Genomic DNA, 21,148 nt, shown 5'->3' on the forward strand with positions numbered 1-21,148 from the left:
GCCGCGCCCGCCGTGCCCAGGCTCGACACCGGCGACACCGCCTTCGTGGCGCTGTGCAGCCTGGTGGTGCTGCTGATGACGCTGCCGGGCCTGGCACTGTTCTACGGCGGGCTGGCGCGCAGCAAGAACGTGCTGTCGGTGCTGATGCAGGTCTTCAGCGTGGCCTCGCTGGTGTCGCTGCTGTTCGCGCTCTACGGCTACAGCCTCACGTTCGCCGACGGCGGCGCCTGGCAGGCCGTCATCGGCGGCACCGACAAGCTCGGCCTGCGCGGCGTCGGGCAGGACGCGCTGCAGGGCACTATTCCCGAGCTGCTGTACTTCCTGTTCATGCTGATGTTCGCGGCCATCACGCCGGCGATCATCGTCGGCGCCTTCGCCGAGCGCATGCGCTTCTCGGCGGTGATGGTGTTCATGGCGCTGTGGTTCACGCTCAACTACGTGCCCATGGCGCACATGGCCTGGGGCGGCGGCTGGGTGTTCCAGCTCGGCGTGCAGGACTTTGCCGGGGGCAACGTGGTGCACGTCAACGTGGGCATCGCCTCGCTGGTGGCGGCCTGGCTGGTGGGGCGGCGCAAGGGCTTCGGCACCGCGCAGCTCGCGCCGCACAACATGACGATGACGATGACCGGCGGCTCGCTGCTGTGGGTGGGCTGGCTGGGCTTTTGCGGCGGCTGCGTGCTGGCGGCCAACGGCTTCGCGATGCTGGTGATCGTGAACTGCATGCTGGCGAGCTGCGCGGGCGCCATGTCGTGGATGGCGGTCGAGTGGTGGCACCGCGGCAAGCCCAGCATGCTGGGCGTGGTTTCCGGCGCCATCGCCGGGCTGGTGGCCATCACGCCGGCCTGCGGTTTCGTCGGGCCCATGGGCGCAATCCTGCTGGGCCTGCTGGTGTCGCCGGTGTGCGTGTGGGCGGTGGAGCAGCTCAAGCCCGCGCTGGGCCTGGACGACTCCTTCGACGTGTTCGGCGTGCACGGCGTGGGCGGCATCGTGGGCGGGCTGCTGACGCCGGTGTTCGCGCTGCCGGCGCTGGGCGGCCTGGGCTTCGCGGAAGGGCGCAGCATCGGCTCGCAGGCGCTGGTGCAGCTGGGCGTGGTGCTGTTCAGCGTGGCGTACTCGGCGGCCAGCAGCTGGATCGCGCTGAAGCTCACGGCGCGGCTGTGCGGCGGGCTGCGCGTGGACGATGACCAGGAGATCGAAGGCCTGGACCTGTCCTCGCACGGCGAGGTCGGCTACCGCTACACCAACTGAGGAGCCGGCCATCATGAAGCTCATCCGTGCCACGCTGGCGCCCCACCAGCTCGACGCCGCGCACCGGGCGCTGCATGCCCTGGGCGTGCAGGGCATGACCGTGACCGAGGTGCGGCACTTCGGCCACCATGCCGGCCACACCGAGTTCTACCGCGGCACCGAGCTGCGGGTCGATTTCGAGCCGCAGGTGCAGCTGGAAGTGGCCGTGCACGACCCGCTGCGCGAGCAGGTGCTGGAAGCGCTGGAGGCCTTGCAGGCCGCCGTGCCTGCCCAGCTGGCGCTGCTGGTGCTGCCCGTGGAAGAGGCGGTGCGCGTGCGCACCGGCGAGCGGGGCGCGGACGCGCTGTAGCGCGCCGCGGCTGCCTTCAAGTACGTCGTCCTGCGCGGGAGCCCGGCCCATGGCCGGGCTCCCTTGGCGCTTCACTCGGCCGTGCGCGGGTAGACGATGACGGAGAGGAACTTGATCGGGCAGCGCGCCAGCCGCTCCGGCCCGTGCGGCACGTCGCCCTGGAAGCTCAGCGAGTCGCCCGGCTCCAGCAGGTAGGTCTCGTTGCCGCAGCGGTACTCCAGCTCGCCTTCGAGCATGTAGAGGAACTCCGTGCCCGGGTGCTGGAAGGTGGGGTAGCGCTGGGAGTCGTCGTCCATCGTGATGAGGAAGGGCTCGAACAGCTTGGTCGGGCCCTGGTCGTACGCCAGCAGGTGGTAGGTGTGGCCGCTGCGCGTGCCGCGGCGCACCACCTCCATGCCCATGCCGCGCTTGATGTGCTGGGCCGTGCTGGCCGACGCGTCGTACTTGCTGAACAGCATCGACATCGACACCCCGAGAGCGCGCGCGATGCGCGCCAGCGTTTCCACGCCGGCGCTGGTGTGGCCGGTCTCGATCTTGGAGAGCATGCCGCGGCTGATGCCGGCCTGCTCCGACACCTGCGCGATGGTCAGCCCATGGCGCTGGCGCAGCTCGCGGATGGCCGCGCCCACCGATTCCTCCAGCGAAGGCAGGCCGTCCTGCTTGTCCATTCCTCGATCTCCGTCAGGCCCCACAGGGCGCCAGTGTAGAGGGCGGCCCGAGCCACGGGCCGGGCTGGAACGGCCCCGGCCGTTGCGCACGCAATCAGGGCGGGGCGCACCGGCCGCGTGCGCCGCATGCCGCCTTCCGGGGCATGCGCGGCGTCCGCGAAGGGCAGTCGCGGCCCGGTTCGAGGCGCCGCTCCCGGGGCTGCGGCCTCATCGCCAGCGGCCGGCCCGTGTTTCGCTGTAGGCATAAACGTTGCATTGGAAGAAACACGGAGCCGCTGGCGCTGCCTTGTTCGATCCCGCGTGGCGCGGGACCGCAGCGCCCGGATGCCGCCCCTTCACAGGACACAGGAGCCCCCAGTGAACAAAGGATCGCCCCAGAAGGAGGAAGCCGCGCCCGACGCCCTGGTCGAGCCGCCGCGCTTCGACAGCGTCGAGGAGGCGCAGAAGTACCTGCGCTCCCAGGGCGTGGGTTACGTGCTGGCCCAGTTCGTCGACATCCACGGCGTGGCCAAGGCCAAGTCGGTGCCGGTGGCGCACCTGGGCACGGTGCTCAGGGAAGGGGCGGGCTTCGCGGGCTTCGCCATCTGCGGCGTGGGCATCGAGCCGCACGGGCCGGACTTCATGGCCGTGGGCGACCTTTCCACCGTGTCGCTGGTGCCGTGGCAGCCGGGGCTGGCGCGCATCGTGTGCGAGGGCCACGTCGAGGGCCAGCCCTGGCCCTTCGACAGCCGCGTGCTGCTCAAGCGCCAGGTGGCGCGCCTGGCGCAGCGCGGGCTGACGATGTTCACCGGGCTGGAGCCGGAGTTCTCGCTGCTGCGCCGCAACGACGACGGCAGCATCGGGCCGTGCGACCCCAGCGACACGCTGGCCAAGCCCTGCTACGACTACAAGGGCCTGTCGCGCACGCGCGCATTCCTGGAGCGGCTGTCGGGCGCGCTGCGCGCCTCGGGCATCGACGTCTACCAGATCGACCACGAGGACGCCAACGGCCAGTTCGAGCTCAACTACACCTACACCGACTGCCTGACCTCCTGCGACCACTTCATCTTCTTCAAGATGGCGGCGTCGGAAATCGCCAACGAGCTGGGGCTGGTGTGCTCCTTCATGCCCAAGCCGTTCTCCAACCGGCCCGGCAACGGCATGCACATGCACCTGTCGCTGGGCGACGGCAAGCGCAACCTGTTTGCCGACAAGAACGACCCGCAGGGCCTGGAGCTCTCGCCCATGGCCTACCACTTCCTGGGCGGGCTGCTGGCGCACGCGCCGGCGCTGACCGCGCTGTGCGCACCGACCGTCAACTCCTACAAGCGCCTGGTGGTCGGGCGCTCGCTCACCGGCGCGACCTGGGCGCCGGCGTACATCAGCTACGGCGACAACAACCGCTCGACCATGGTGCGCGTGCCCAGGGGCCGGCTGGAGCTGCGGCTGCCCGACGGCGCCTGCAACCCCTACCTGGCCACGGCCGCGGTGATCGCCGCGGGCCTGGACGGCATCGAGCGCGAACTCGACCCCGGCGCGCCGCAGAACGTCAACCTCTACGAGTGGAGCGAGGCGCAGCTCAAGGAGGCCGGCATCGGGCTGCTGCCGCAGAACCTGGGCGCGGCGCTGGACGCGCTGGAGCGCGACGAGGTGGTGTGCACGGCGCTGGGGCCGCTGGCCGGCGAGTTCCTCAAGCTCAAGCGCATGGAATGGCTGGAGTACATGCGCCACGTCTCCGACTGGGAGATCAAGACCTATCTCGAATTCTTCTGAAGGACGCGAACCATGTGCGGAATCGTAGGACTGCTGTTGAAGACGCCCGCGTTGCGCGGGCAACTGGGCGAGCTGATGGTGCCCATGCTCATCGGCATGACGGAGCGCGGCCCGGACTCGGCCGGGCTGGCCGTGTTCACGCCCCCGCTGGCCGAGGGCCGGCGCAAGATCAGCGTGTACTCGGGCCTGACCGAGCAGGGCGCCGGCTATGACTGGCAGGCACTCGTGGGCGCGCTCAACGAGGCGCTGGGCGTGCAGGCCAGCGCCGCGGTCAAGGGCAACCACGCCGTCATCACCTTCGACGGCGCGGCCGACCCCGTGAAGGCCTGGATCAAGGCCCACGGCCCGAAGCTGCACCTGCTCTCGGCCGGGCGCAGCATCGAGCTGTACAAGGACATCGGCACGCCCGCGCAGGTGGCCGAGCGCTACCGCTTCGGCCAGCTCACGGGCAGCCACCTGGTGGGCCACACCCGCATGGCCACCGAGTCGGCCGTGACGCCCGACCGGGCCCACCCCTTCACCGCGGGCGAGGACTTCTGCCTGGTGCACAACGGCTCGCTGTCCAACCCCAACGGCGTGCGCCGCATGCTCGAGCCGCGCGGCATCAAGTTCGAGACCGACAACGACACCGAGGCCGCGTGCCGCTTCCTGGAGTGGCGGCTGCGCGAGGGCGACGACTTGGAGGTGGCGCTGCAAAAGGGCTTCGAGGCGCTCGACGGCTTCTACACCTTCCTGATGGGCACGCCCACGGAGCTCGCGCTGATCCGCGACCCCTTCGCCTGCAAGCCCGCGGTGGTGGCCGAGACCGACGCCTACGTGGCCATCGCCTCCGAGTTCCGCTCGCTGGCGCACCTGCCCGACGTGAAGCACGCCACCGTGTTCGAACCCGCTCCCGAGGAAATGTACGTATGGAAAGTCTGAGCTTCGACCTGGGCCGCACCTCGGTGCGCGAGGTCAACCAGTTCCTGCACGCGCCGGCCGACAAGCTCGCCGGGCGCCAGGTCGAGATCCTCAACCCCGACGGCGCGCACAACCTGGCCGTGGGCCTGAACGCGCCGGTGCAGGTGACGGTGCACGGCCATGCCGGCTACTACGCCGCGGGCATGAACCAGAAGGCCACCGTCGTCATCGAGGGCAGCGCCGGCACCGGCGTGGCCGAGAACATGATGAGCGGCAAGGTGCACGTGCGGGGCTTCGCCTCCAACGGCGCCGGCGCCTCCGCGCATGGCGGGGTGCTGGTGATCGACGGCGACGCGGGCCTGCGCTGCGGCATCTCGCTCAAGGGCGGCGACATCGTCGTGGGCGGCTCGGTGGGCAGCTTCTCGGGCTTCATGGCGCAGGCCGGGCACATGGTGATCTGCGGCAACGCCGGGCACGCGCTGGGCGACTCGCTGTACGAGGCCGTGATCTACGTGAAGGGCGACGTGGCCTCGCTGGGCGCGGACGCGCAGTACGAGCCGCTGGGCGAGGCCGACGTCGCGGTGCTGAAGCGGCTGCTCGCCGAGGCGGGCCTGGCGCACGACCCGCAGGCCTTCAGGCGCGTGGCCTCGGCCCGAAGCCTCTATCACTGGAATGCCGACGCCAACCAGGAGTACTGACATGGCCCACAACGAACATCCCCTCCAGTTCAAGCGCCTGCAGCGCGAGGAGTCCGCGGGCTTCGACCGATCGGTGCTCGACTACATCCACCGCGCCTCGGCCACCGGCCTGTACGAGATCCGTGGCCTGGGGGCCAAGCGCAAGCTGCCGCACTTCGACGACCTGGTGTTCCTGGCCGGCTCGCTGTCGCGCTACCCGCTCGAAGGCTACCGCGAGCGCTGCGTGACCAGGACCGTGCTGGGCACGCGCTTCGCGAAGAAGCCCATCGAGCTCGACATCCCGATCACGATCGCCGGCATGAGCTTCGGCGCGCTCTCGGCCAACGTGAAGGAGGCGCTGGGCCGCGCCGCCACGGAGATGGGCACCTCCACCACGACGGGCGACGGCGGCATGACCAGCGAGGAGCGCGAGTCGTCCAGGACGCTGGTGTACCAGTGCCTGCCCTCGCGCTACGGCTTCAAGCCCGACGACGTGCGCCGCGCCGACGCGATCGAGGTCGTCATCGGCCAGGGCGCCAAGCCCGGCGGCGGCGGCATGCTGCTGGGCCAGAAGGTCAACCCGCGCGTGGCCAGGATGCGCACGCTGCCCGAAGGCGTGGACCAGCGCTCGGCCTGCCGCCATCCGGACTGGACCGGCCCGGACGACCTGGCCATCAAGATCCAGGAACTGCGCGAGATCACCGACTGGGAAAAGCCCATCTACGTGAAGGTGGGCGCCACGCGCGTCTTCAACGACGTCAAGCTCGCGGTGCACGCCGGCGCCGACGTGGTGGTGGTCGACGGCATGCAGGGCGGCACCGCCGCCACGCAGACCTGCTTCATCGAGCACGTGGGTATCCCGACGCTGGCGGCGGTGCGCCAGGCCGTGGATGCGCTCGAAGACCTGGACATGAAGGGCAAGGTGCAGCTGATCGTCTCCGGCGGCATCCGCACCGGCGCGGACGTGGCCAAGGCGCTGGCGCTGGGCGCGGACGCGGTGGCGATCGGGCAGGGCACGCTCATGGCGCTGGGCTGCAACCGCGAGGTGTACTTCCAGGACGGCCAGCCCCTCAGCGCCGAGGCCGACTACGCGGCGCTGGGCACCGAGGCGGGCTTCTGCCACCACTGCCACACGGGCAAGTGCCCGGTGGGCATCACCACGCAGGACGCGGTGCTGGAGCAGCGGCTGCAGCCGCAGTGGGGCGCCAGGCACCTGAGGAACTACCTCAAGACGCTCACGATGGAGCTGACCACGCTGGCGCGCGCCTGCGGCAAGCAGGACGTGCACCACCTGGAGCCGGAGGACCTGGTGGCGCTGACGGTGGAGGCCGCCGCGATGGCCCGCATACCGCTGGCCGGCACGAGCTGGATCCCCGGGCACGGCGGCTGACGCGCGGCGCGTTGAAGGCAGCGGTCACGGGAAGGCGCACCCGCCGCCTTCCCGTGGCGGATTGACCACTGGAAGATGCACGCTCAACTGCAAACCGACCGGCCCGGTGAAATGGGCCCGGGTGGCGTCCGTAACGGACTGCCGCCCGGCACGCATCACGCGGTTGTCCAGTCCTGGACGCGGTGCCTCAACGACCACCGCCTCGATCCTGCGCGAGCTCCACGGCCCACGCTGCTCGACCGCGTGGCCGTGGAAGCGCGCCGCTCGCGCATGAGCGACCTGCTCGACAGTGCGCGGCTCGAGATGAGCACGCTCTACCAGCAGCTCGCCGATGCCGAAACGGCCGTCGTGCTCACCGACGCCGATGGCGTGATCCTGCATGTCGCGTCCTCACCGGAGTTCGCCCGCGAGGCCGAATCCGTGGGGCTCACGGTCGGGGCCGTGTGGACCGAGGCCGTCGCCGGTACCAACGGCATGGGCACCTGCCTGGCGCTGGCCGAGCCGGTGTCGGTGCGCCGGGAGGAACACTTCTTCGCGCACCTGAGCTCGCTGACCTGCTCGGCCGTGCCGGTGCACGACCCGGGCGGGCGGCTGGTGGCCGTGCTGGACGTCACCAGCCGCTCGGCGCTGCAGCAGCAGCACGTGCTGGTGCTGCTGGGCATGACCGCCCGCATGATCGAGAACCGGCTCATCGACCGGCGCTTTCCCGGCAGCCATTCCCTGCACTTCCACACCCGCCCGGAGTTCGTGCACACGCTGCACGAGGGCCGGCTGGCGCTCGACCGGCAGGGGCGCATCCTGGCCGCCAACCGCAGTGCCCTGTTCCAGCTTGGCGTGGAATCGGCGCAGGCGCTGTGCGGGCGGACGTTGGGAGATGTGTTCCAGACGTCGCTGGCGGACCTGCTGGAGCGGTGCCGCGCCGCTTCCTTCCATCCGGTGCCCGCCTACAGGCTCCATGGCGCGCACCGCTTCTTCGCCTTGCTGCGCCCGCCGGTGGATGCCGTTGCGCCGGGAAGTCCGCCCGCAGCGCCCGCGCTTGCGATCGCACGCAGCGCGCCGCCGGCCGGCGCGGTCGGCGCCGACCCGCAACTGGCTCGGCAACTGCACATGGCCTGCCGTGTCGTTGCGCGGGGCACGCCCGTGCTGCTGCGTGGAGAGAGCGGCGCCGGCAAGGAGGTGTTCGCCCGCGCCGTCCATGCCGCGGGCTCCCGTGCCCAGGGCAGCTTCGTGGCGGTCAACTGCGCCAGCATCCCGGAAAGCCTGATCGAAGCCGAGCTGTTCGGTTACCGGGCCGGCGCCTTCACCGGCGCCCAGAAGAGCGGGCGCCGGGGCAAGATCCTGCAGGCCGACGGGGGCACGCTGTTCCTCGACGAGATCGGCGACATGCCGCTGTTGCTGCAGGCGCGGCTGCTTCGGGTGCTGGACGAGCGCCGTGTCTCGCCGCTGGGCACCGAGGAATCGCAGCGCGTGGACTTCCAGTTGCTCAGCGCCAGCCATCGCAACTTGCTGGACCTGGTGGCGCACGGGCAGTTCCGCGAGGACCTGTACTACCGGCTTGCCGGCGTCGAGCTGCACTTGCCCGCGCTGCGTGAGCGCGCGGACAAGCGCGACCTGATCCTGCGCGTGCTCGAAGAGGAAAACGGCGGACCGGCGCCATTGACGCGGCGCGCCGAGCGGCTGCTGCTCGGCCACGCCTGGCCCGGCAACGTGCGCCAGCTGCGCCATGCGCTGCGTGCTGCCGTGGCGCTGGCCGACGGGCAACCCATAGACGTTGAGCACCTGCCGATGCTGCGGCCGGCGGAACTCCCTGCAGCGCCCCGGCCCACGCAGCCGGAAACTCGTCTGGAAGCGAAAGCCGGAAAGCTGAACCCGCTCCAGGTGCACGAGCGGCAGGCACTGCTGCAGCTGCTCCAGCAGCACCGCTGGAACATCAGCCTCGTCGCCAGGACGCTCGACCTCAGCCGAAACACGCTCTACCGCAAGCTCCACAGGCTGCAGATCCCCGTTTCCCAGAGGGATTGAACGGAAACTGCCGCAGCGCAAGCCGGTGTCGCGACATGCGTCGAGGCGGCTGTCGCGGTTCAACGCGGTTGAGCGCCCAACCGATTGGACATAAATGCTATTGGCGCGCCAGCCGCGGTTTTCTCCGAACGCAGCTTGTCATTCGCTCAGGCCGGCTGCGTCCTGGGTCTGCCGGCCCCGCCAGCCATGGCCTGCACGAAGACGAGGCGCGTGCGGGGCTCACATTTCGGCCAAGGGCACCTGGGCGCTGCGTTCATCGGCGCGGAGTATCGTGACCAGCCCACCCAGATCCGTGTTCAGGCGCTTGAGTGTCGGAACGTCCAGGGACTGCAACGCGTTGGGCAATACGCCCTCGAACGGACCGGGTACCGCGCGCAGCGCCTTGTCGCCTGCCGGCTGGAGCTTGAGCCGCACCACGCGCTTGTCGGGGCCGTCCCTTTCCGCCGAGATCAAGTCCTTGTCGAGCAGGCCCTTGACCAGGTTGCTGGCCGTGGACTGGTGGATGTCCATGGCCTGGGCCAGCTCGGTGACGCGGATGCCGGCGGTGTCGCGGATCACGCTGAGCGCCCACACCTGTGCGCCTCCCAGGCCGACCTTCTTCTCGACCTGCTGGAAATGCGTCTTCACCGCGTTGAAGACTTGCCGGAATTGCCTGAGCACCTCGGCGGCCAGTTCATCCTTCTCGGGCGGCGACGAAGACATTCCCGCCGGCTTGTTGCGCGCTGTGGACATCGATGGATGGTATTCAAGCCCAGGGATGGCCCGTCATCGCAGGCGCTGCACCGGGCCGTGGTGGCTTCATGGCTTGCCCGCTCGAAACCGCTCGATCGCTGCCTCCACGATCCCTTCGGCGCTGCCGCGCTCGCGGTGCTGCTGGCGCAGGTACGACGCGTCGCTGCCCGCGTGAACGACGCCAAGCAGGTGCTCCAGCGCCGCACCCGCCTCCAGGGCGTGGGCGTGCGGCATGAGGCGAGACAGCGTGGCCAGGATGTCCTCGCGCACCGTGCGCGTCGCGTACGTTTTCGGATCGACGACCGTCCCGTCCAGCCCGAATCGGCAGGCCTGAAAGCGGTTGTAGTTGTAGACCAGGTAGTCGCTCTCGGCCGGCGGCGGCTCGTCGCGCTGCAACAGGCCCAGGCAAAGCGCCTGCAGGTAGCACGCCAGCGCCGCGGCCCGCTCCACCGTCAGCGGCGTGTCGCACACGCGCAGCTCGATCGTCCCGTACTCGGGCTTGGGCCGGATGTCCCAGTAGAAATCCTTCATGGACTTGACGATGCCCGTGCGCTCCATGTGCGCGAAGTAGTCGGCCTCGAAGTCGTTCCAGCGCAGCAGGAAGGGAGCGCGGCCGCTCAGGGGGAAGGCAAACACCGAGTTCAGGCGCGCCGATTGGAAGAGCGTGTCGCTGCCCTGCACGAAGGGCGACGAGGCTGACAGCGCGATGAAATGCGGGATGTAGCGGCCCAACGAATGCAGCAGGAACATCGCGTCGTCGCCCGACTCGCAGCCGACGTGCACATGCTGGCCGAAGATCGTGAACTGCTTGGCGAGGTAGCCGTACAGCGCCGAGACTTCCTTGAAGCGCGGCTTGGAGAAGATCCTGCGCTCGGCCCACTGCTGGAACGGGTGCGCACCGCCGCCGCACACGCCCACGTTGAGCATGTCGCCCGCGTGCACCAGCGCGTCGCGGATCGCGTGCAGCTGGGAGAGCAGGTCGGCATGGCGCGAGTGCACGTCGGTCGAGATCTCGATCATGCTCTCCGTGATCTCGGGTACCACGGTGCCAGGAAAACTGCCGCGCCCAAGCAGCTCGAGCATGTCGGGGCTGGCCTCCACGAGATCGAAATCGCTCAGGGACACGAGTTGCAGCTCCAGCTCGACGCCCAGCGTCAGCGCCTTGGAAGCCTTGAAGGTTGCCAGCGGCATCTCACGCCCCCTCGGATTCACGGCACTCGCCGGCGCGGCGCAGCGCATATTGCGACACCGCCGGGCCGACGAGTTCGAGCAGCAGCGTTGCGGCCGCCAGCGGCGCGAGCTGGTCGAGCAGGTCGATGCCCAGGTAGCGGGTCTGGTCCAGCAGCAGGATCACGAACACGGAAATCGGCGTCAGGGCCAGGCCCGTCAGTGCTCCCTTGCGCCAGGAGCTGCCGCTGGCTCGCGCCAGCGCGGTGACGCATGCGACCTTGATCACCAGGCGCAGCGTGACTAGAGCCAGCCCCAGCCCCAGCCCGGCCACCACGCGTGGCCACTCCACCGCCATGGCGGTGTAGGTGAACAGCGCGACGGCCAGCAGCTCGCCCAGCACGCCAAAGTTGCGCTGCGTCTGCGTGAGCGCAACCCGGTGATGGCGTGCCACGAGGCCGAAGGCCAGCGCCGCCAGCAGCGGCGAGAGTTTGAAGGCCTGCGCGATGCCGACGAGCAGGATCACGGCGACCGCGAAGGCCACCGTCGCATCGCGGCCGAGTGTTCCCAGGCGCCGCAGCAGGCCGGGCATCCCGATGCCGAATGCGATGCCCAGCGCCGCCGATGCGACCAGCACCAGGACACTGCTGGACACCGCCTGCCACACGTTGCCCGAGCTGTCGAAGGCCCAGAAGCCCACGACGACCTTGAACGCGAACACGGACAGCACGCAGTTGAGGGCCGTCAGGTGCAGCAGCCGCTCCGTCACCTGTCCCGCGCTGCGCTGCTCGTTGATCACCCGCATCACGGCCGCCGGCGAGGTGGACATCGACAGCGACGCCAGCAGCAAGGACGTGAGCACCGGCGAGCCCCATGCCCGCGACAGGAAGTAGATCGCGACGAAGGTCAACGAGGCTTCGAGCACGCCGCTTGCGCCAAGCCAGGGATTGATGCGCAGCCAGCGCAGGTTGATGCGGTAGCCGAACTCGAAGAGGATCAGCCCGAACGAGATGTTGGCCAGCAGCATGCCGGTGTTGTCGCCCGCCGCGGGCAGCAGCGTGCCGCCCAGTTGCGCGGCTGCGAAGCCCACCAGGGCGTACAGGCTGATGCGAGGCAGCTTCGTCCACCGGTAGCCCAGCTCGCCCACGACCCAGGCCAGGGCCAGCAGCAGCGGCCAGCCCAGTTCCGTGGCGCCGGAAAATTGCTCGAAAGTATCCACCGTGCCTTATCGCTCCGCGGCCCGCTTGACCAGTTCGTTGCGCAGCTCCTGCAGCTTGCCCTTGAGCCGGCGCTGGTTCACCGCGCCGGTGCGCAACAGCAGCTTCTGGCCGGCCGACAGCGCCTCCAGTGCCGGGTCTGCGAACTCGTAGCGCACCCAGGGCTGCTCCGACGGTATGGGGCCCTTGACCTCGGTGAGCTGAACCGGCACCGGATGCTCGACCTCCGGTGTGGCCAGCAGCAGGTCGATGACCTGCAGCAGCCGATCGTTGAAGTAGCCCTTCGGGTAGCCCAGATCCACCCAGCTCTGTTGCAGCAGCGGGTACATGCGCACGTAGAGGTCCACGGCACGCTCCACGCTGACCGTCTCCGCCAGCAGCACGAAGGGCGTGTAGCGCAGCGCGTTGTCGGGGGCGATGATGGAGCGGCCTTCGTGCGCTTGCACCGTGAAGCGCCCGCCCGTCGGATTGAACGGCCACAGGCGTGCCGGCGCATGGGTGCGCCCGAGGTTGTCGACGGTCGCGACAAGGCGTCGCGCGAAGTCGTCCGTCTGCAGGAACGTCAGGACGGCCTTGCGGCCCAGCAGATCGACCAGTGCCGCGACAACGTCCTCCTGGCTGCCCAAGGGTGCTGCGGCGGCAGGCACCTCGATGCGCGCTTGCGGTTCGGGCTGCGACGCTGCCGCGGCACTGGCCGCGGCAGCGCCTGCTTCGATGCCGCTCGCTGGAGCCGGCGGCGCGGCCGATACCGTCGTGGCGTCAGGCTGCACAGGCACCGGAATCGGCACCTCCTCCTGGCTGCGCCAACGCAAGGCGACCACGGCGACCACCGTAGCGACAGCGCCCAGGAACGCAGCGCGACCCGTGATGCTCATGGCTGCTCTCCGTACGTTTCAGGAACTCGACACGCAGTTTAATGTTTGTGCAAATGTACCGCCTCCCGGACCTGCTTCTTCCCCAAGACGCCGCGTTCCCCGGCGAGTCGCTCTTCCCTGGCTGATTGATGCCGCAACCAGAACCGGAAGTCAGGGCACGGGCGCACGGCATGCAATCCCGGACGAGATGCATCCGGCACCAGGCATGCGCGGATGCTCATGCCGGTGCCCGGATGAGGCACTCAGGCGGCACGGAGGCGCACCTCGTCGCGGCGTGAAGGACCATGCGCGGCCGCGTCACTTCCATGCCGTGCACCTGCTCTCGGCCCTGGTCGTGAAGGCCTGCTCGCCCGGGATCGTCTCCACGACGTTGTAATAGTCCCAGGGCTCGGTGGACTGCGCCGGCGTCTTGACCTGCATGAGGTACATGTCGTGCACCATGCGGCCGTCCCCGCGCACGTAGCCGCCCCTGGCAAAGACGTCGTTGATCCTGGTCCTGCGCAGTTGCTCCATCACCTTGTCGCCATCATCGGTGCCGGTGGCCTTGACCGCCTGCAGGTAGTTCAGCGCGGCGGAGTAGTTGGCGGCCTGCAGCGACGACGGCATGCGCTTGAACTTCCCGAAGAAACGCCGGCCCCAGGCTCGGGTTTCGGCGTCGCGGTTCCAGTACCAGCTGTCGGTGAGGTACATGCCCTGCGTGACCCTGAGGCCCAGCGAGTGCACGTCGTTGATGGACATCAGCAGCCCCGCCAGCTTCATCGACCGGGTGATGCCGAACTCGTTGGCCGCCTTGATGGCGTTGATGGTGTCGCCGCCGGCGTTGGCCAGGCCCAGGATCTGCGCCTTGCTCGACTGCGCCTGCAGCAGGAAGCTGGAGAAATCGCTGGCCGACAGCGGGTGTCTCACCGAGCCCGTCACCGTGCCGCCGGCGGCCTGGACGACGATCGCGGTATCGTTCTGAAGCGCCTGGCCGAAGGTGTAGTCGGCGGTGAGGAAGTACCAGCTTTTGCCGCCGGCCCTGACGACCGCAGCGCCCGTGCCCTTGGCCTGCGCCACCGTGTCGTAGGCCCAATGGATGGTGTAGGGGGAGCACTGCTCGTTGGTCAGCGCCGAGGTGCCCGCGCCCACTGCGATGAAGGGCTTCTTCTTCTCGGCCGCCAGCTTGGCCATGGCCAGGCTAGCACCGGAGTGGGTACCGCCGACGAGCATGTCCAGGCCCTGGGTGTCGAACCACTCCCGTGCCTTGGCGCTGGCCACGTCGGCCTTGTTCTGGTGGTCGGCCACCAGCAGTTCGACCCTCCTGCCCGCCACGGTGCCGCCGACGTCCGCGATGGCCATGCGAATGGCCTCCGCACCGCCGGGTCCGTCAAGGTCGGCGTAGAGGCCGGACATGTCGGTGATGAAGCCGATGCGGATCACATCGCTCGATACCTGCGCCTGCACGATGCCGGGAAAGGCCACGCAAACCATGCAAACGGCAGCGACCATGCTGCACCCTGTCCTCATGTTTCGAACCTCCGAGTCTCCGGCGAGCCGCGGTCGTGCGCAGTGACGGCCAGGCTGCCGTGGAAGAAGAATCCCGTGCCCGACGCCTTCAGGCCCGGGCGACCACAGCAGTTGCCTGCCTTTCACGCTGGGTCCTGGCCGCAGTTTCACGCGCCCGGCGTGCGCCAGCGACGGCGCTGAAGCGCTTGCCGCGGCGACGAATGCCCTCGGCCAACGGGAGCAGGCTGCAGACAACGCAAGCATTTCTTGCAACATACCCGAAACAGATCCATCAAACGCCTCACGCTGCGCGTTCTCTTCCTTTTTCCATCCTCATACCGGCCTTCAATCGGCACTCACGCAGCGGCCGCACCGGACCGGCTCTCAATTGTCAACATGGCCGGAACAAGCGACCACACGAAGAGAGACGGGACGCGGTGGAGACTGCCTGGAGCACTGCGCTACGGGTATGTTGCTTGATCGGCACTCAGGCGGTCTGGCGCGATTCGTGATGGGTCGAGGCGCTTCGATACGCTCCGGGCGCTGTGGGCGACAGCGACGGCTGCGTTCAAGGCCCGGCGCCGCGGCCTCGCCTTGGCTCAACTGCCTGCAGCCCGCGGCGGCGGGGTAACGCCGCGGCGCTTGACCAGTTCCAGTACCGCCTTGAACTGCGGCTGGCGGCAGTGACGGACCCACTCGAACAGCACCATGTCGTCGGTGACGACGGTCGCGCCGGACTCCCGCAGCCGCTGCATGGCGGCCTGCCTGTCGGTGCTGCGGCGCGAGCCGCAGGCCGTCTCGACCACCCAGGTCCGGAAGCCCCGCTCCAGCAACCCCAGGGCTGTCTGCATCAGGCACACGTGCGCCTCGCAGCCGGCAATCACGACCTCGGGCCGATCGCCTTGCGCACGGCCTTCGCACAGCAACTCGGCCAGCCCGTCGCTGCAGGCATCGAAATGCATCTTGGGCAGCGTGACGTCGCAGCGCCGGCGCACGGCCTCGGCATTGGGCCCCAGGCCGTCGGGGTTCTGCTCCGTGCCCACGACCCGGATGCCCAGCACGCGCGCGGCATCGGCAAGTGCCAGGGCCGCCTCGACCACGGCCTCGGCGCCATCGATGGCCGGCATGAGCCGCTCCTGGTAATCGACCAGCACGAGCACGCTGCGCGCGGCGTCCATCTTCAGCATGGCTGTCGTCTCCACCCGGTTCTGATTGCGACGAGGCAAGGATAGGCGGAGCCATGCTTCGGTCGGCAGCGGCGGCCCGTGGGCATGAGGCGGCGTCAGCGAAGACCACGCGCATCGGGGCGCAGCGTGGGTCTGACATCGATCGCGGTTCCGGTGGCCACAGGCCTTTCCAGGCCCGGGCCAGGTGCGCGCCGTCACCCCGGACCGGTACCCGTCACCCGGCATCGCACAGCCGGAGCTGCCTTGTGTCGGCAGTTACCCCCCGAATCTGTGGATAACCTTGTGGCGTACCTGCATGCGGCGCGGCCAAGTGGCTGATTCACAAGGGGCGTCTGGTTACTGCTCAAAATTTGGGCAGTTCCCCCGGGGCTGCCCTTCGGCCGTGCTTCCAGTCGCTTGCCGCGGCATTTCACCCGCATTGCCCCTGCACGGGCGATGCACGGCGGTCCGCCGCGGTTTGCCGCCTTCGTCGCCCACCACAACCCGGGACGCATCGCCTGCCCGGCACGGCACGCCGTCAATGCCCGCTCAGCGCGGTGTCGCTGTTGCCGTACCGGAGGTCGAAGCGGTCGAGGTTCATCACCTTGTCCCACGCGGCGACGAAGTCGCTGACGAACTGCGCCTCGCCGTCGGCCGCCGCATATACCTCCGACAGCGCGCGCAACTGCGCATTCGAGCCAAAGACCAGGTCCACGATGGTGGCGGTCCAGCGCGGCGCGCCGGTCTTGCGGTCGGTGCCCTCGAAGATGCCCGGTTGCGTCTCGGACTTCTTCCAGGCGGTGCGCATGTCGAGCAGGTTGCGGAAGAAGTCGGGCGTGAGCATGCCGGGGCGCTGCGTGAAGACGCCATGCGGCGCGTGGTTCGCATTGGCGTCGAGTGCGCGCAGGCCGCCGACGAGCACCGTCATCTCCGGCGCGGTCAGCATCAGCAGGTTGGCCTTGTCGATGAGCGCGTTGGCCAGCTGCGCGTCGCCGCCGGCGCGCGCGTAGTTGCGAAAGCCGTCAGCCGCCGGCTCCAGCACCTCGAAAGCGTTGACGTCGGTCTGCTCCAGCGAGGCATCCATGCGGCCCGGCGTGAAAGGCACCGTGACGTCGTGGCCCGCCTGGCGCGCGGCGGCTTCCACCGCGGCGCAGCCGCCCAGCACGATCAGGTCGGCCAGCGACACTTTCTTGCCGCCGGCCTGTGCGCCGTTGAACTCGGCCTGGATCCCTTCCAGCGTGGACAGCACCCGGGCCAGCTCGGCGGGCTCGTTGGCCTCCCAGTCCTTCTGCGGCGCCAGCCGGATGCGCGCGCCGTTGGCGCCGCCGCGCAGGTCGCTGCCACGGAAGGTCGAGGCCGAGGCCCAGGCCGTCTTCACCAGCTGCCGCGTGCTCAGTCCGGCGCCGAGCAGCCGGGCCTTGAGCGCCTGGATGTCGGCCGCGTCGATGAGCGGATGGTCCAGCGGCGGGATCGGGTCCTGCCACAGCAGATCCTCCTGCGGCACCAGCGGTCCCAGGTAGCGCACCTTGGGACCCATGTCGCGGTGCGTGAGCTTGAACCAGGCTCGGGCGAAAGCGTCCGCGAACTCCTGCGGATTCGCCATGAAATGGCGGCTGATCTTCTCGTAGGCGGGGTCCGCGCGCAGCGCCAGGTCGGCCGTGCTCATCATCGGCTGGTGGAGCTTGCCGGGCACGTGCGCGTCGGGCACGTTGCGCCCGGCGTCGCCCTTGGGCTTCCACTGGTGCGCGCCGGCCGGGCTCTGCGTGAGCTCCCATTCGAAGCCGAACAGCGTCTCGAAGTAGCTCATGTCCCACTGCGTCGGCGTGGGCGTCCACGCGCCCTCGAGGCCGCTGGTGATGGCGTGCGCGCCGATGCCCGACTCGTAGGCGCTCTTCCAGCCCAGGCCCAGCTCCTCGATGTTGGCCCCTTCCGGCTCCGCGCCGACGTGGTGGGCGGGGCCGGCGCCGTGGCACTTGCCGAAGGTGTGGCCGCCGGCCACCAGCGCGACGGTCTCGTAGTCGTCCATGGCCATGCGGCCAAAGGTGTCGCGGATGTCGCGGGCCGACGCGGCCGGGTCGGGCTGGCCGTTGGGGCCTTCCGGGTTCACGTAGATCAGGCCCATCTGCACCGCGGCCAGCGGCCGCGCCAGCTCGCGCTCGCCGCTGTAGCGCTCGTCGCCCAGCCAGGTCGATTCAGGGCCCCAGTCGATGGGTTGCGGCTCCCAGATGTCCTCGCGGCCGCCACCAAAGCCGAAGGTCTTGAAGCCCATCGACTCCAGCGCGACGTTGCCGGCCAGGATCATCAGGTCGGCCCACGACAGCTTCTTGCCGTACTTCTGCTTGACCGGCCACAGCAGCCGCCGCGCCTTGTCGAGGTTGCCGTTGTCGGGCCAGCTGTTCAGGGGCGCGAAGCGCTGCTCGCCGGAGCGCGCGCCGCCGCGGCCATCGAAGATGCGGTAGGTGCCGGCCGAGTGCCAGGCCATGCGGATGAAGAGCGGTCCGTAATGCCCGTAGTCGGCGGGCCACCAGTCCTGCGAATCCGTCATCAGCGCGTGCAGGTCGGCGATGACGGCGTCGAGGTCAAGGCTGCGGAATTCCCGCTTGTAGTCGAAGTCCTGCACCATCGGGTCCGACAGCGCCGAATGCTGGTGCAGCAGCTCCAGCGGCAGCCGGTCAGGCCACCATTGGGCATTGTTGCGTCGTTGCCGGGGCTTGGTGTCGTGCGCGACAGGGCACTGCGACAGGTCGTTCATGTGGCAGGTCTCCTCGGTTCCGTGGCAAAGAGAACGCGGCGCGGGCCGGGCGTGCTCTGGTGCCGTTGACGGGACATCGAGGATAGAGACGCTGGCCAGGGCCGTGAAGAAGTCTCCTCGTATCGCTGCGATAGCGTCCGTCTACGGCAGCCGCAGGGTGCCGGAGCACAGCGCCCTGCCCTTTGACACAGCTGGGCACTCTGGTGCCGCGCCCGAAGGCGCACCAGACGGTGCGGCCCGGTCATCGCCATCCACGCTGCACTGCCACCATTGCCGCAACAACTGTATGCGCATACAGTATCCGTCCAGGGTGCCGCGGTCAGGCATGCCGGTTCAACAGTTGGAGATACACATGGACTATGTCGATGGTTTCGTCGCTGCCGTGCCTACGGCCAATCGGGAGGTTTACAGGCAGCACGCCGAGAAGGCGGCCGCCGTGTTCAGGGAGCACGGTGCGCTGAGCGTGGTGGAGTGCTGGGGCGACGACGTGCCACAGGGGAAGCTGACCTCGTTCCCGATGGCCGTGCAATGCCAGCCGGACGAGACGGTCGTGTTCTCCTGGATCACCTGGCCGTCGAGGCAGGTCCGCGACGAGGGCATGAGGAGGGTGATGGCCGACCCGCGCGTGCAGCCCGATGTCAACCCCATGCCTTTCGACGGCAAGCGCCTCATCTACGGCGGCTTCCAGATGATCGTGACTGCCTGATGCGTCAGCCGGCGGCTTGGTATGCGCCGGCACCAGCAGCGCCTGGAGGCTTGTCCGCGCCGCCGCTTCGCGCCGCGAACTTCCTCAAGCGGCGCCCGGGGCCACGGGCAGCTCGAACATCACCGTGACACTGAAGGTACTGCCCGCTCCCGGCATGCTTTGCAGCTCCAGCGTGCCACCCATGAGCCCCACCAGGTGGCGCACGATGGACAGCCCCAGGCCGGTTCCGCCATGGAGCCGCCCGATGGAATCGTCGACCTGGGCGAAGGTCTCGAAGATGCGCTCGTGCTGCTCGGGCGCTATGCCGCTACCGGTATCGACCACGTCCAGGCGCAGCGTGACCTGGTGCATCGACTGAGCGACGACGTGCACGCGCAACTCCACGCCGCCGACGCGCGTGAACTTCACGGCATTTCCAAGCAGGTTCATCAGCACCTGCAGCAGGCGGGTCGGGTCTCCCAGCAGCGTCGCCGGCAGCGCCGGCGCCACGTCCAACCGCAACGCCAGGCCCTTGGCCTCGGCTTGCGGCCGCACGAAGGCTACGGCCTCGTACAGCACGACGTGGGGCTTGAAGGGCACTTGCTCAAGCTCGAGCGCCCCGGCCTCCATGCGCGACACATCCAGCACGTCGGTGGTCAGTGCCAGCAGCTGGTTGCCTGCCTGCTGGATGTGAGTCGCGTACTCGCCCGCCTTGCGGGGCAGATCCATCTTCGACAGCAGGTGCCCCAAGCCGATCACCGCGTTCAGCGGCGTATGGAACTCGTGGCTCATGTTGGCCAGGAACTGCGACTTCGCCCGGTTGGCGTGCTCGGCGCGGGCCTGAGCGGCTTCGGCCGCCGCTAGCGCCCTTTCCGCAGCCGCGCGCGCGGCGTCGAGATCGAGCGTCGAGCGCCGGCGCTGGCACGCCTGGCCTGCCAGCACCAGCCCGGTCAGCGTCGCAGCCATGATGAAGGACTGCACCAGCAGTTGCCGCTCATGCAGGGCGTAGTCGGCCGCGAAGGGACCATGGCCGAACTGCGTGTAGAGCACGACCTGCAGCGTCACGACGGCGTTGGCCAGGGCGATGGCGCGATGCTCCCCGCGCAACGCCGCCCAGATCAGCACCGGCAGGATCATGAACATGGTCGGATAGGGCCGGGACATCACGGCATGGCCCACCAGCAACAGCGCGCACAGCATGAGCAGCACCTCGACCCGACCGGCCGCCGGCCGGTCACCGTCGTCCCTGCGGCCGAACAGGACCAGCGTCAAGGGCGTGAAGATCAATACCCCTGCCGAGTCACCCGTCCACCACAGCTTCCACGAGGTCAGCAGCGGCTCGCCGGTATGGATGCTGATGGCCGTGCCACCCAGGACCGTGCTCAGCAGCGGGCTGGCCAGTGCCGACAGCAGCACGAACGCCAGCACCGAGCCCGTATCCGCGATCCTGAAATGCCCGCCCGCCCAGCGCCGGAGCAGGAACGCACCCACGGTGGCTTCGAGTGCGTTGCCCACGGCGATGGTCAAGGCAATGCCCGGCGGAAAGCCGAACAGGACCGTGCTGGCACCGAAGTCGGCACACAACGCCAGAGCGACAAGCCAGGGCCGATCGCGCCGCTTAATCAGCAGCAGTGCGGCCAGGAAGATGCCGCTGGGCGGCCATAGCGCCACGCCCTGGTCCGGCGCGATGAAAAACGCCTGCCCGCCCCACGCGGCAAGCAGGTAGAGGGCGGCAAATGCCAGCAGCCGCGCGATGCGCGCGGCAATGCCGGACTCGGTAGCGCCGGTTGCACCATCCGCGATCTTGTTCTTCAAGGTGCGCTCAGCCGTTCACTTCATTGGTTGTTGTCGCTTCAGCAAGCTGCCGAGCCGCAATGCCCTCACGCCCCCGCGCGTCCCGATTCAACCCAGCTTCTCATGACCACCCGCAGCCGACGGTACCGGGCACACGCCCGGTACTCTGGTGCAGGCTCAGGCGGTCATGCGCCCGAAAATCTACAAGATCGGAATCCATCCAACCCAGTCACCGCCAGGATGTTTTTGTGAAGAGCGGCACGACTCCA

The 21,148-nt window shown here is 69.0% G+C and carries 17 protein-coding genes; 8 read left to right on the forward strand and 9 right to left on the reverse strand.

Going from position 1 to position 21,148, the window contains the following annotated elements; translation table 11 throughout:
- Together FJ694_RS07325 and FJ694_RS07330 are read left to right on the forward strand one after the other, a co-directional pair.
- On the forward strand, positions 1 to 1,248 hold a 1,248-nt coding region (locus FJ694_RS07325), incomplete at its 5' end, for an ammonium transporter (protein WP_198320748.1).
- Between the two features lie 13 nt (positions 1,249 to 1,261).
- Entirely contained in the window at positions 1,262 to 1,597 is a 336-nt protein-coding gene (locus FJ694_RS07330) for a P-II family nitrogen regulator (RefSeq protein ID WP_157265492.1), read from the forward strand.
- A 71-nt stretch (positions 1,598 to 1,668) separates the two neighbouring features.
- On the opposite strand, the gene FJ694_RS07335 is transcribed toward FJ694_RS07330, so the two are convergent.
- Positions 1,669 to 2,265, reverse strand: a complete 597-nt coding sequence (locus tag FJ694_RS07335; RefSeq protein ID WP_157265494.1) for a helix-turn-helix domain-containing protein — start codon at positions 2,263 to 2,265, stop codon at positions 1,669 to 1,671.
- Positions 2,266 to 2,667: 402 nt separating this feature from the next.
- On the opposite strand from FJ694_RS07335, the gene glnT reads away from it, so the two are divergent.
- The 5 genes from glnT to FJ694_RS07360 all read left to right on the forward strand — a co-directional run bounded on the left by glnT (position 2,668) and on the right by FJ694_RS07360 (position 9,006).
- Positions 2,668 to 4,017, forward strand: coding sequence for a type III glutamate--ammonia ligase (gene glnT, locus FJ694_RS07340; RefSeq protein WP_232539949.1), 1,350 nt, complete (start codon positions 2,668 to 2,670; stop codon positions 4,015 to 4,017).
- Between the two features lie 12 nt (positions 4,018 to 4,029).
- Positions 4,030 to 4,938 carry a class II glutamine amidotransferase domain-containing protein gene (locus tag FJ694_RS07345; RefSeq protein ID WP_157265498.1) on the forward strand — a complete coding sequence of 303 codons (909 nt, stop codon included), beginning with the start codon at positions 4,030 to 4,032 and terminating at the stop codon, positions 4,936 to 4,938.
- Positions 4,926 to 5,615 (forward strand): protein glxC, encoded by a 690-nt coding sequence (locus FJ694_RS07350; protein ID WP_157265500.1) that lies wholly within the window; start codon positions 4,926 to 4,928, stop codon positions 5,613 to 5,615. The genes FJ694_RS07345 and FJ694_RS07350 overlap by 13 nt, the downstream gene beginning before the upstream one ends.
- Before the next feature lies 1 nt (position 5,616).
- The gene (locus FJ694_RS07355; RefSeq protein WP_157265502.1) at positions 5,617 to 6,984 is read left to right on the forward strand and encodes an FMN-binding glutamate synthase family protein; all 1,368 of its coding nucleotides are present in this window, start codon (positions 5,617 to 5,619) and stop codon (positions 6,982 to 6,984) included.
- Between the two features lie 111 nt (positions 6,985 to 7,095).
- Positions 7,096 to 9,006 (forward strand): sigma-54-dependent Fis family transcriptional regulator, encoded by a 1,911-nt coding sequence (locus tag FJ694_RS07360; RefSeq protein WP_232539950.1) that lies wholly within the window; start codon positions 7,096 to 7,098, stop codon positions 9,004 to 9,006.
- Positions 9,007 to 9,225: 219 nt separating this feature from the next.
- Here FJ694_RS07360 and FJ694_RS07365 read toward each other — a convergent pair whose 3' ends face one another.
- The 7 genes from FJ694_RS07365 to katG form a co-directional block, all read right to left on the reverse strand.
- The gene (locus tag FJ694_RS07365; protein WP_232539939.1) at positions 9,226 to 9,738 is read right to left on the reverse strand and encodes a MarR family winged helix-turn-helix transcriptional regulator; all 513 of its coding nucleotides are present in this window, start codon (positions 9,736 to 9,738) and stop codon (positions 9,226 to 9,228) included.
- 66 nt (positions 9,739 to 9,804) lie between these two features.
- On the reverse strand, positions 9,805 to 10,929 hold the full coding sequence (locus FJ694_RS07370) for a YbdK family carboxylate-amine ligase (RefSeq protein WP_157265506.1): 1,125 nt from the start codon (positions 10,927 to 10,929) through the stop codon (positions 9,805 to 9,807).
- Between the two features lies 1 nt (position 10,930).
- Positions 10,931 to 12,124 (reverse strand): cation:proton antiporter, encoded by a 1,194-nt coding sequence (locus FJ694_RS07375; protein WP_157265508.1) that lies wholly within the window; start codon positions 12,122 to 12,124, stop codon positions 10,931 to 10,933.
- A 6-nt stretch (positions 12,125 to 12,130) separates the two neighbouring features.
- Positions 12,131 to 12,997 (reverse strand): DUF3014 domain-containing protein, encoded by an 867-nt coding sequence (locus FJ694_RS07380; RefSeq protein WP_157265510.1) that lies wholly within the window; start codon positions 12,995 to 12,997, stop codon positions 12,131 to 12,133.
- Between the two features lie 297 nt (positions 12,998 to 13,294).
- Positions 13,295 to 14,485, reverse strand: a complete 1,191-nt coding sequence (locus tag FJ694_RS07385; RefSeq protein ID WP_232539940.1) for an ABC transporter substrate-binding protein — start codon at positions 14,483 to 14,485, stop codon at positions 13,295 to 13,297.
- 596 nt (positions 14,486 to 15,081) lie between these two features.
- Positions 15,082 to 15,669, reverse strand: a complete 588-nt coding sequence (locus tag FJ694_RS07390; RefSeq protein WP_198320749.1) for an isochorismatase family protein — start codon at positions 15,667 to 15,669, stop codon at positions 15,082 to 15,084.
- A gap of 517 nt (positions 15,670 to 16,186) precedes the next feature.
- Positions 16,187 to 18,400 (reverse strand): catalase/peroxidase HPI, encoded by a 2,214-nt coding sequence (gene katG, locus FJ694_RS07395; RefSeq protein ID WP_157265514.1) that lies wholly within the window; start codon positions 18,398 to 18,400, stop codon positions 16,187 to 16,189.
- A 352-nt stretch (positions 18,401 to 18,752) separates the two neighbouring features.
- Between katG and FJ694_RS07400 the strand changes: the two genes are divergently transcribed.
- Complete coding sequence (locus FJ694_RS07400; protein WP_157265516.1) at positions 18,753 to 19,106, forward strand: DUF1428 domain-containing protein; 354 nt, start codon at positions 18,753 to 18,755, stop codon at positions 19,104 to 19,106.
- Positions 19,107 to 19,190: 84 nt separating this feature from the next.
- Here the strand turns inward: FJ694_RS07400 and FJ694_RS07405 are convergent, their stop codons facing one another.
- Positions 19,191 to 20,900, reverse strand: a complete 1,710-nt coding sequence (locus FJ694_RS07405) for an MASE1 domain-containing protein (protein WP_157265518.1) — start codon at positions 20,898 to 20,900, stop codon at positions 19,191 to 19,193.
- Positions 20,901 to 21,148: the final 248 nt, after the last annotated feature.

It is taken from the genome of Azohydromonas aeria (genome assembly GCF_009760915.1).
GTDB lineage: Bacteria > Pseudomonadota > Gammaproteobacteria > Burkholderiales > Burkholderiaceae_C > Azohydromonas > Azohydromonas aeria.

Coding starts and splice junctions, on each gene's coding strand:
- FJ694_RS07330 (WP_157265492.1), top strand. CDS start 1,262: ATGAAGCTCATCCGTGCCACGCTGGCGCCCCACCAGCTCGACGCCGCG.
- FJ694_RS07335 (WP_157265494.1), bottom strand. CDS start 2,265: ATGGACAAGCAGGACGGCCTGCCTTCGCTGGAGGAATCGGTGGGCGCG.
- FJ694_RS07345 (WP_157265498.1), top strand. CDS start 4,030: ATGTGCGGAATCGTAGGACTGCTGTTGAAGACGCCCGCGTTGCGCGGG.
- FJ694_RS07350 (WP_157265500.1), top strand. CDS start 4,926: ATGGAAAGTCTGAGCTTCGACCTGGGCCGCACCTCGGTGCGCGAGGTC.
- FJ694_RS07355 (WP_157265502.1), top strand. CDS start 5,617: ATGGCCCACAACGAACATCCCCTCCAGTTCAAGCGCCTGCAGCGCGAG.
- FJ694_RS07360 (WP_232539950.1), top strand. CDS start 7,096: ATGGGCCCGGGTGGCGTCCGTAACGGACTGCCGCCCGGCACGCATCAC.
- FJ694_RS07365 (WP_232539939.1), bottom strand. CDS start 9,738: ATGTCCACAGCGCGCAACAAGCCGGCGGGAATGTCTTCGTCGCCGCCC.
- FJ694_RS07370 (WP_157265506.1), bottom strand. CDS start 10,929: ATGCCGCTGGCAACCTTCAAGGCTTCCAAGGCGCTGACGCTGGGCGTC.
- FJ694_RS07380 (WP_157265510.1), bottom strand. CDS start 12,997: ATGAGCATCACGGGTCGCGCTGCGTTCCTGGGCGCTGTCGCTACGGTG.
- FJ694_RS07385 (WP_232539940.1), bottom strand. CDS start 14,485: ATGGTCGCTGCCGTTTGCATGGTTTGCGTGGCCTTTCCCGGCATCGTG.
- FJ694_RS07390 (WP_198320749.1), bottom strand. CDS start 15,669: ATGCTGAAGATGGACGCCGCGCGCAGCGTGCTCGTGCTGGTCGATTAC.
- katG (WP_157265514.1), bottom strand. CDS start 18,400: ATGAACGACCTGTCGCAGTGCCCTGTCGCGCACGACACCAAGCCCCGG.
- FJ694_RS07400 (WP_157265516.1), top strand. CDS start 18,753: ATGGACTATGTCGATGGTTTCGTCGCTGCCGTGCCTACGGCCAATCGG.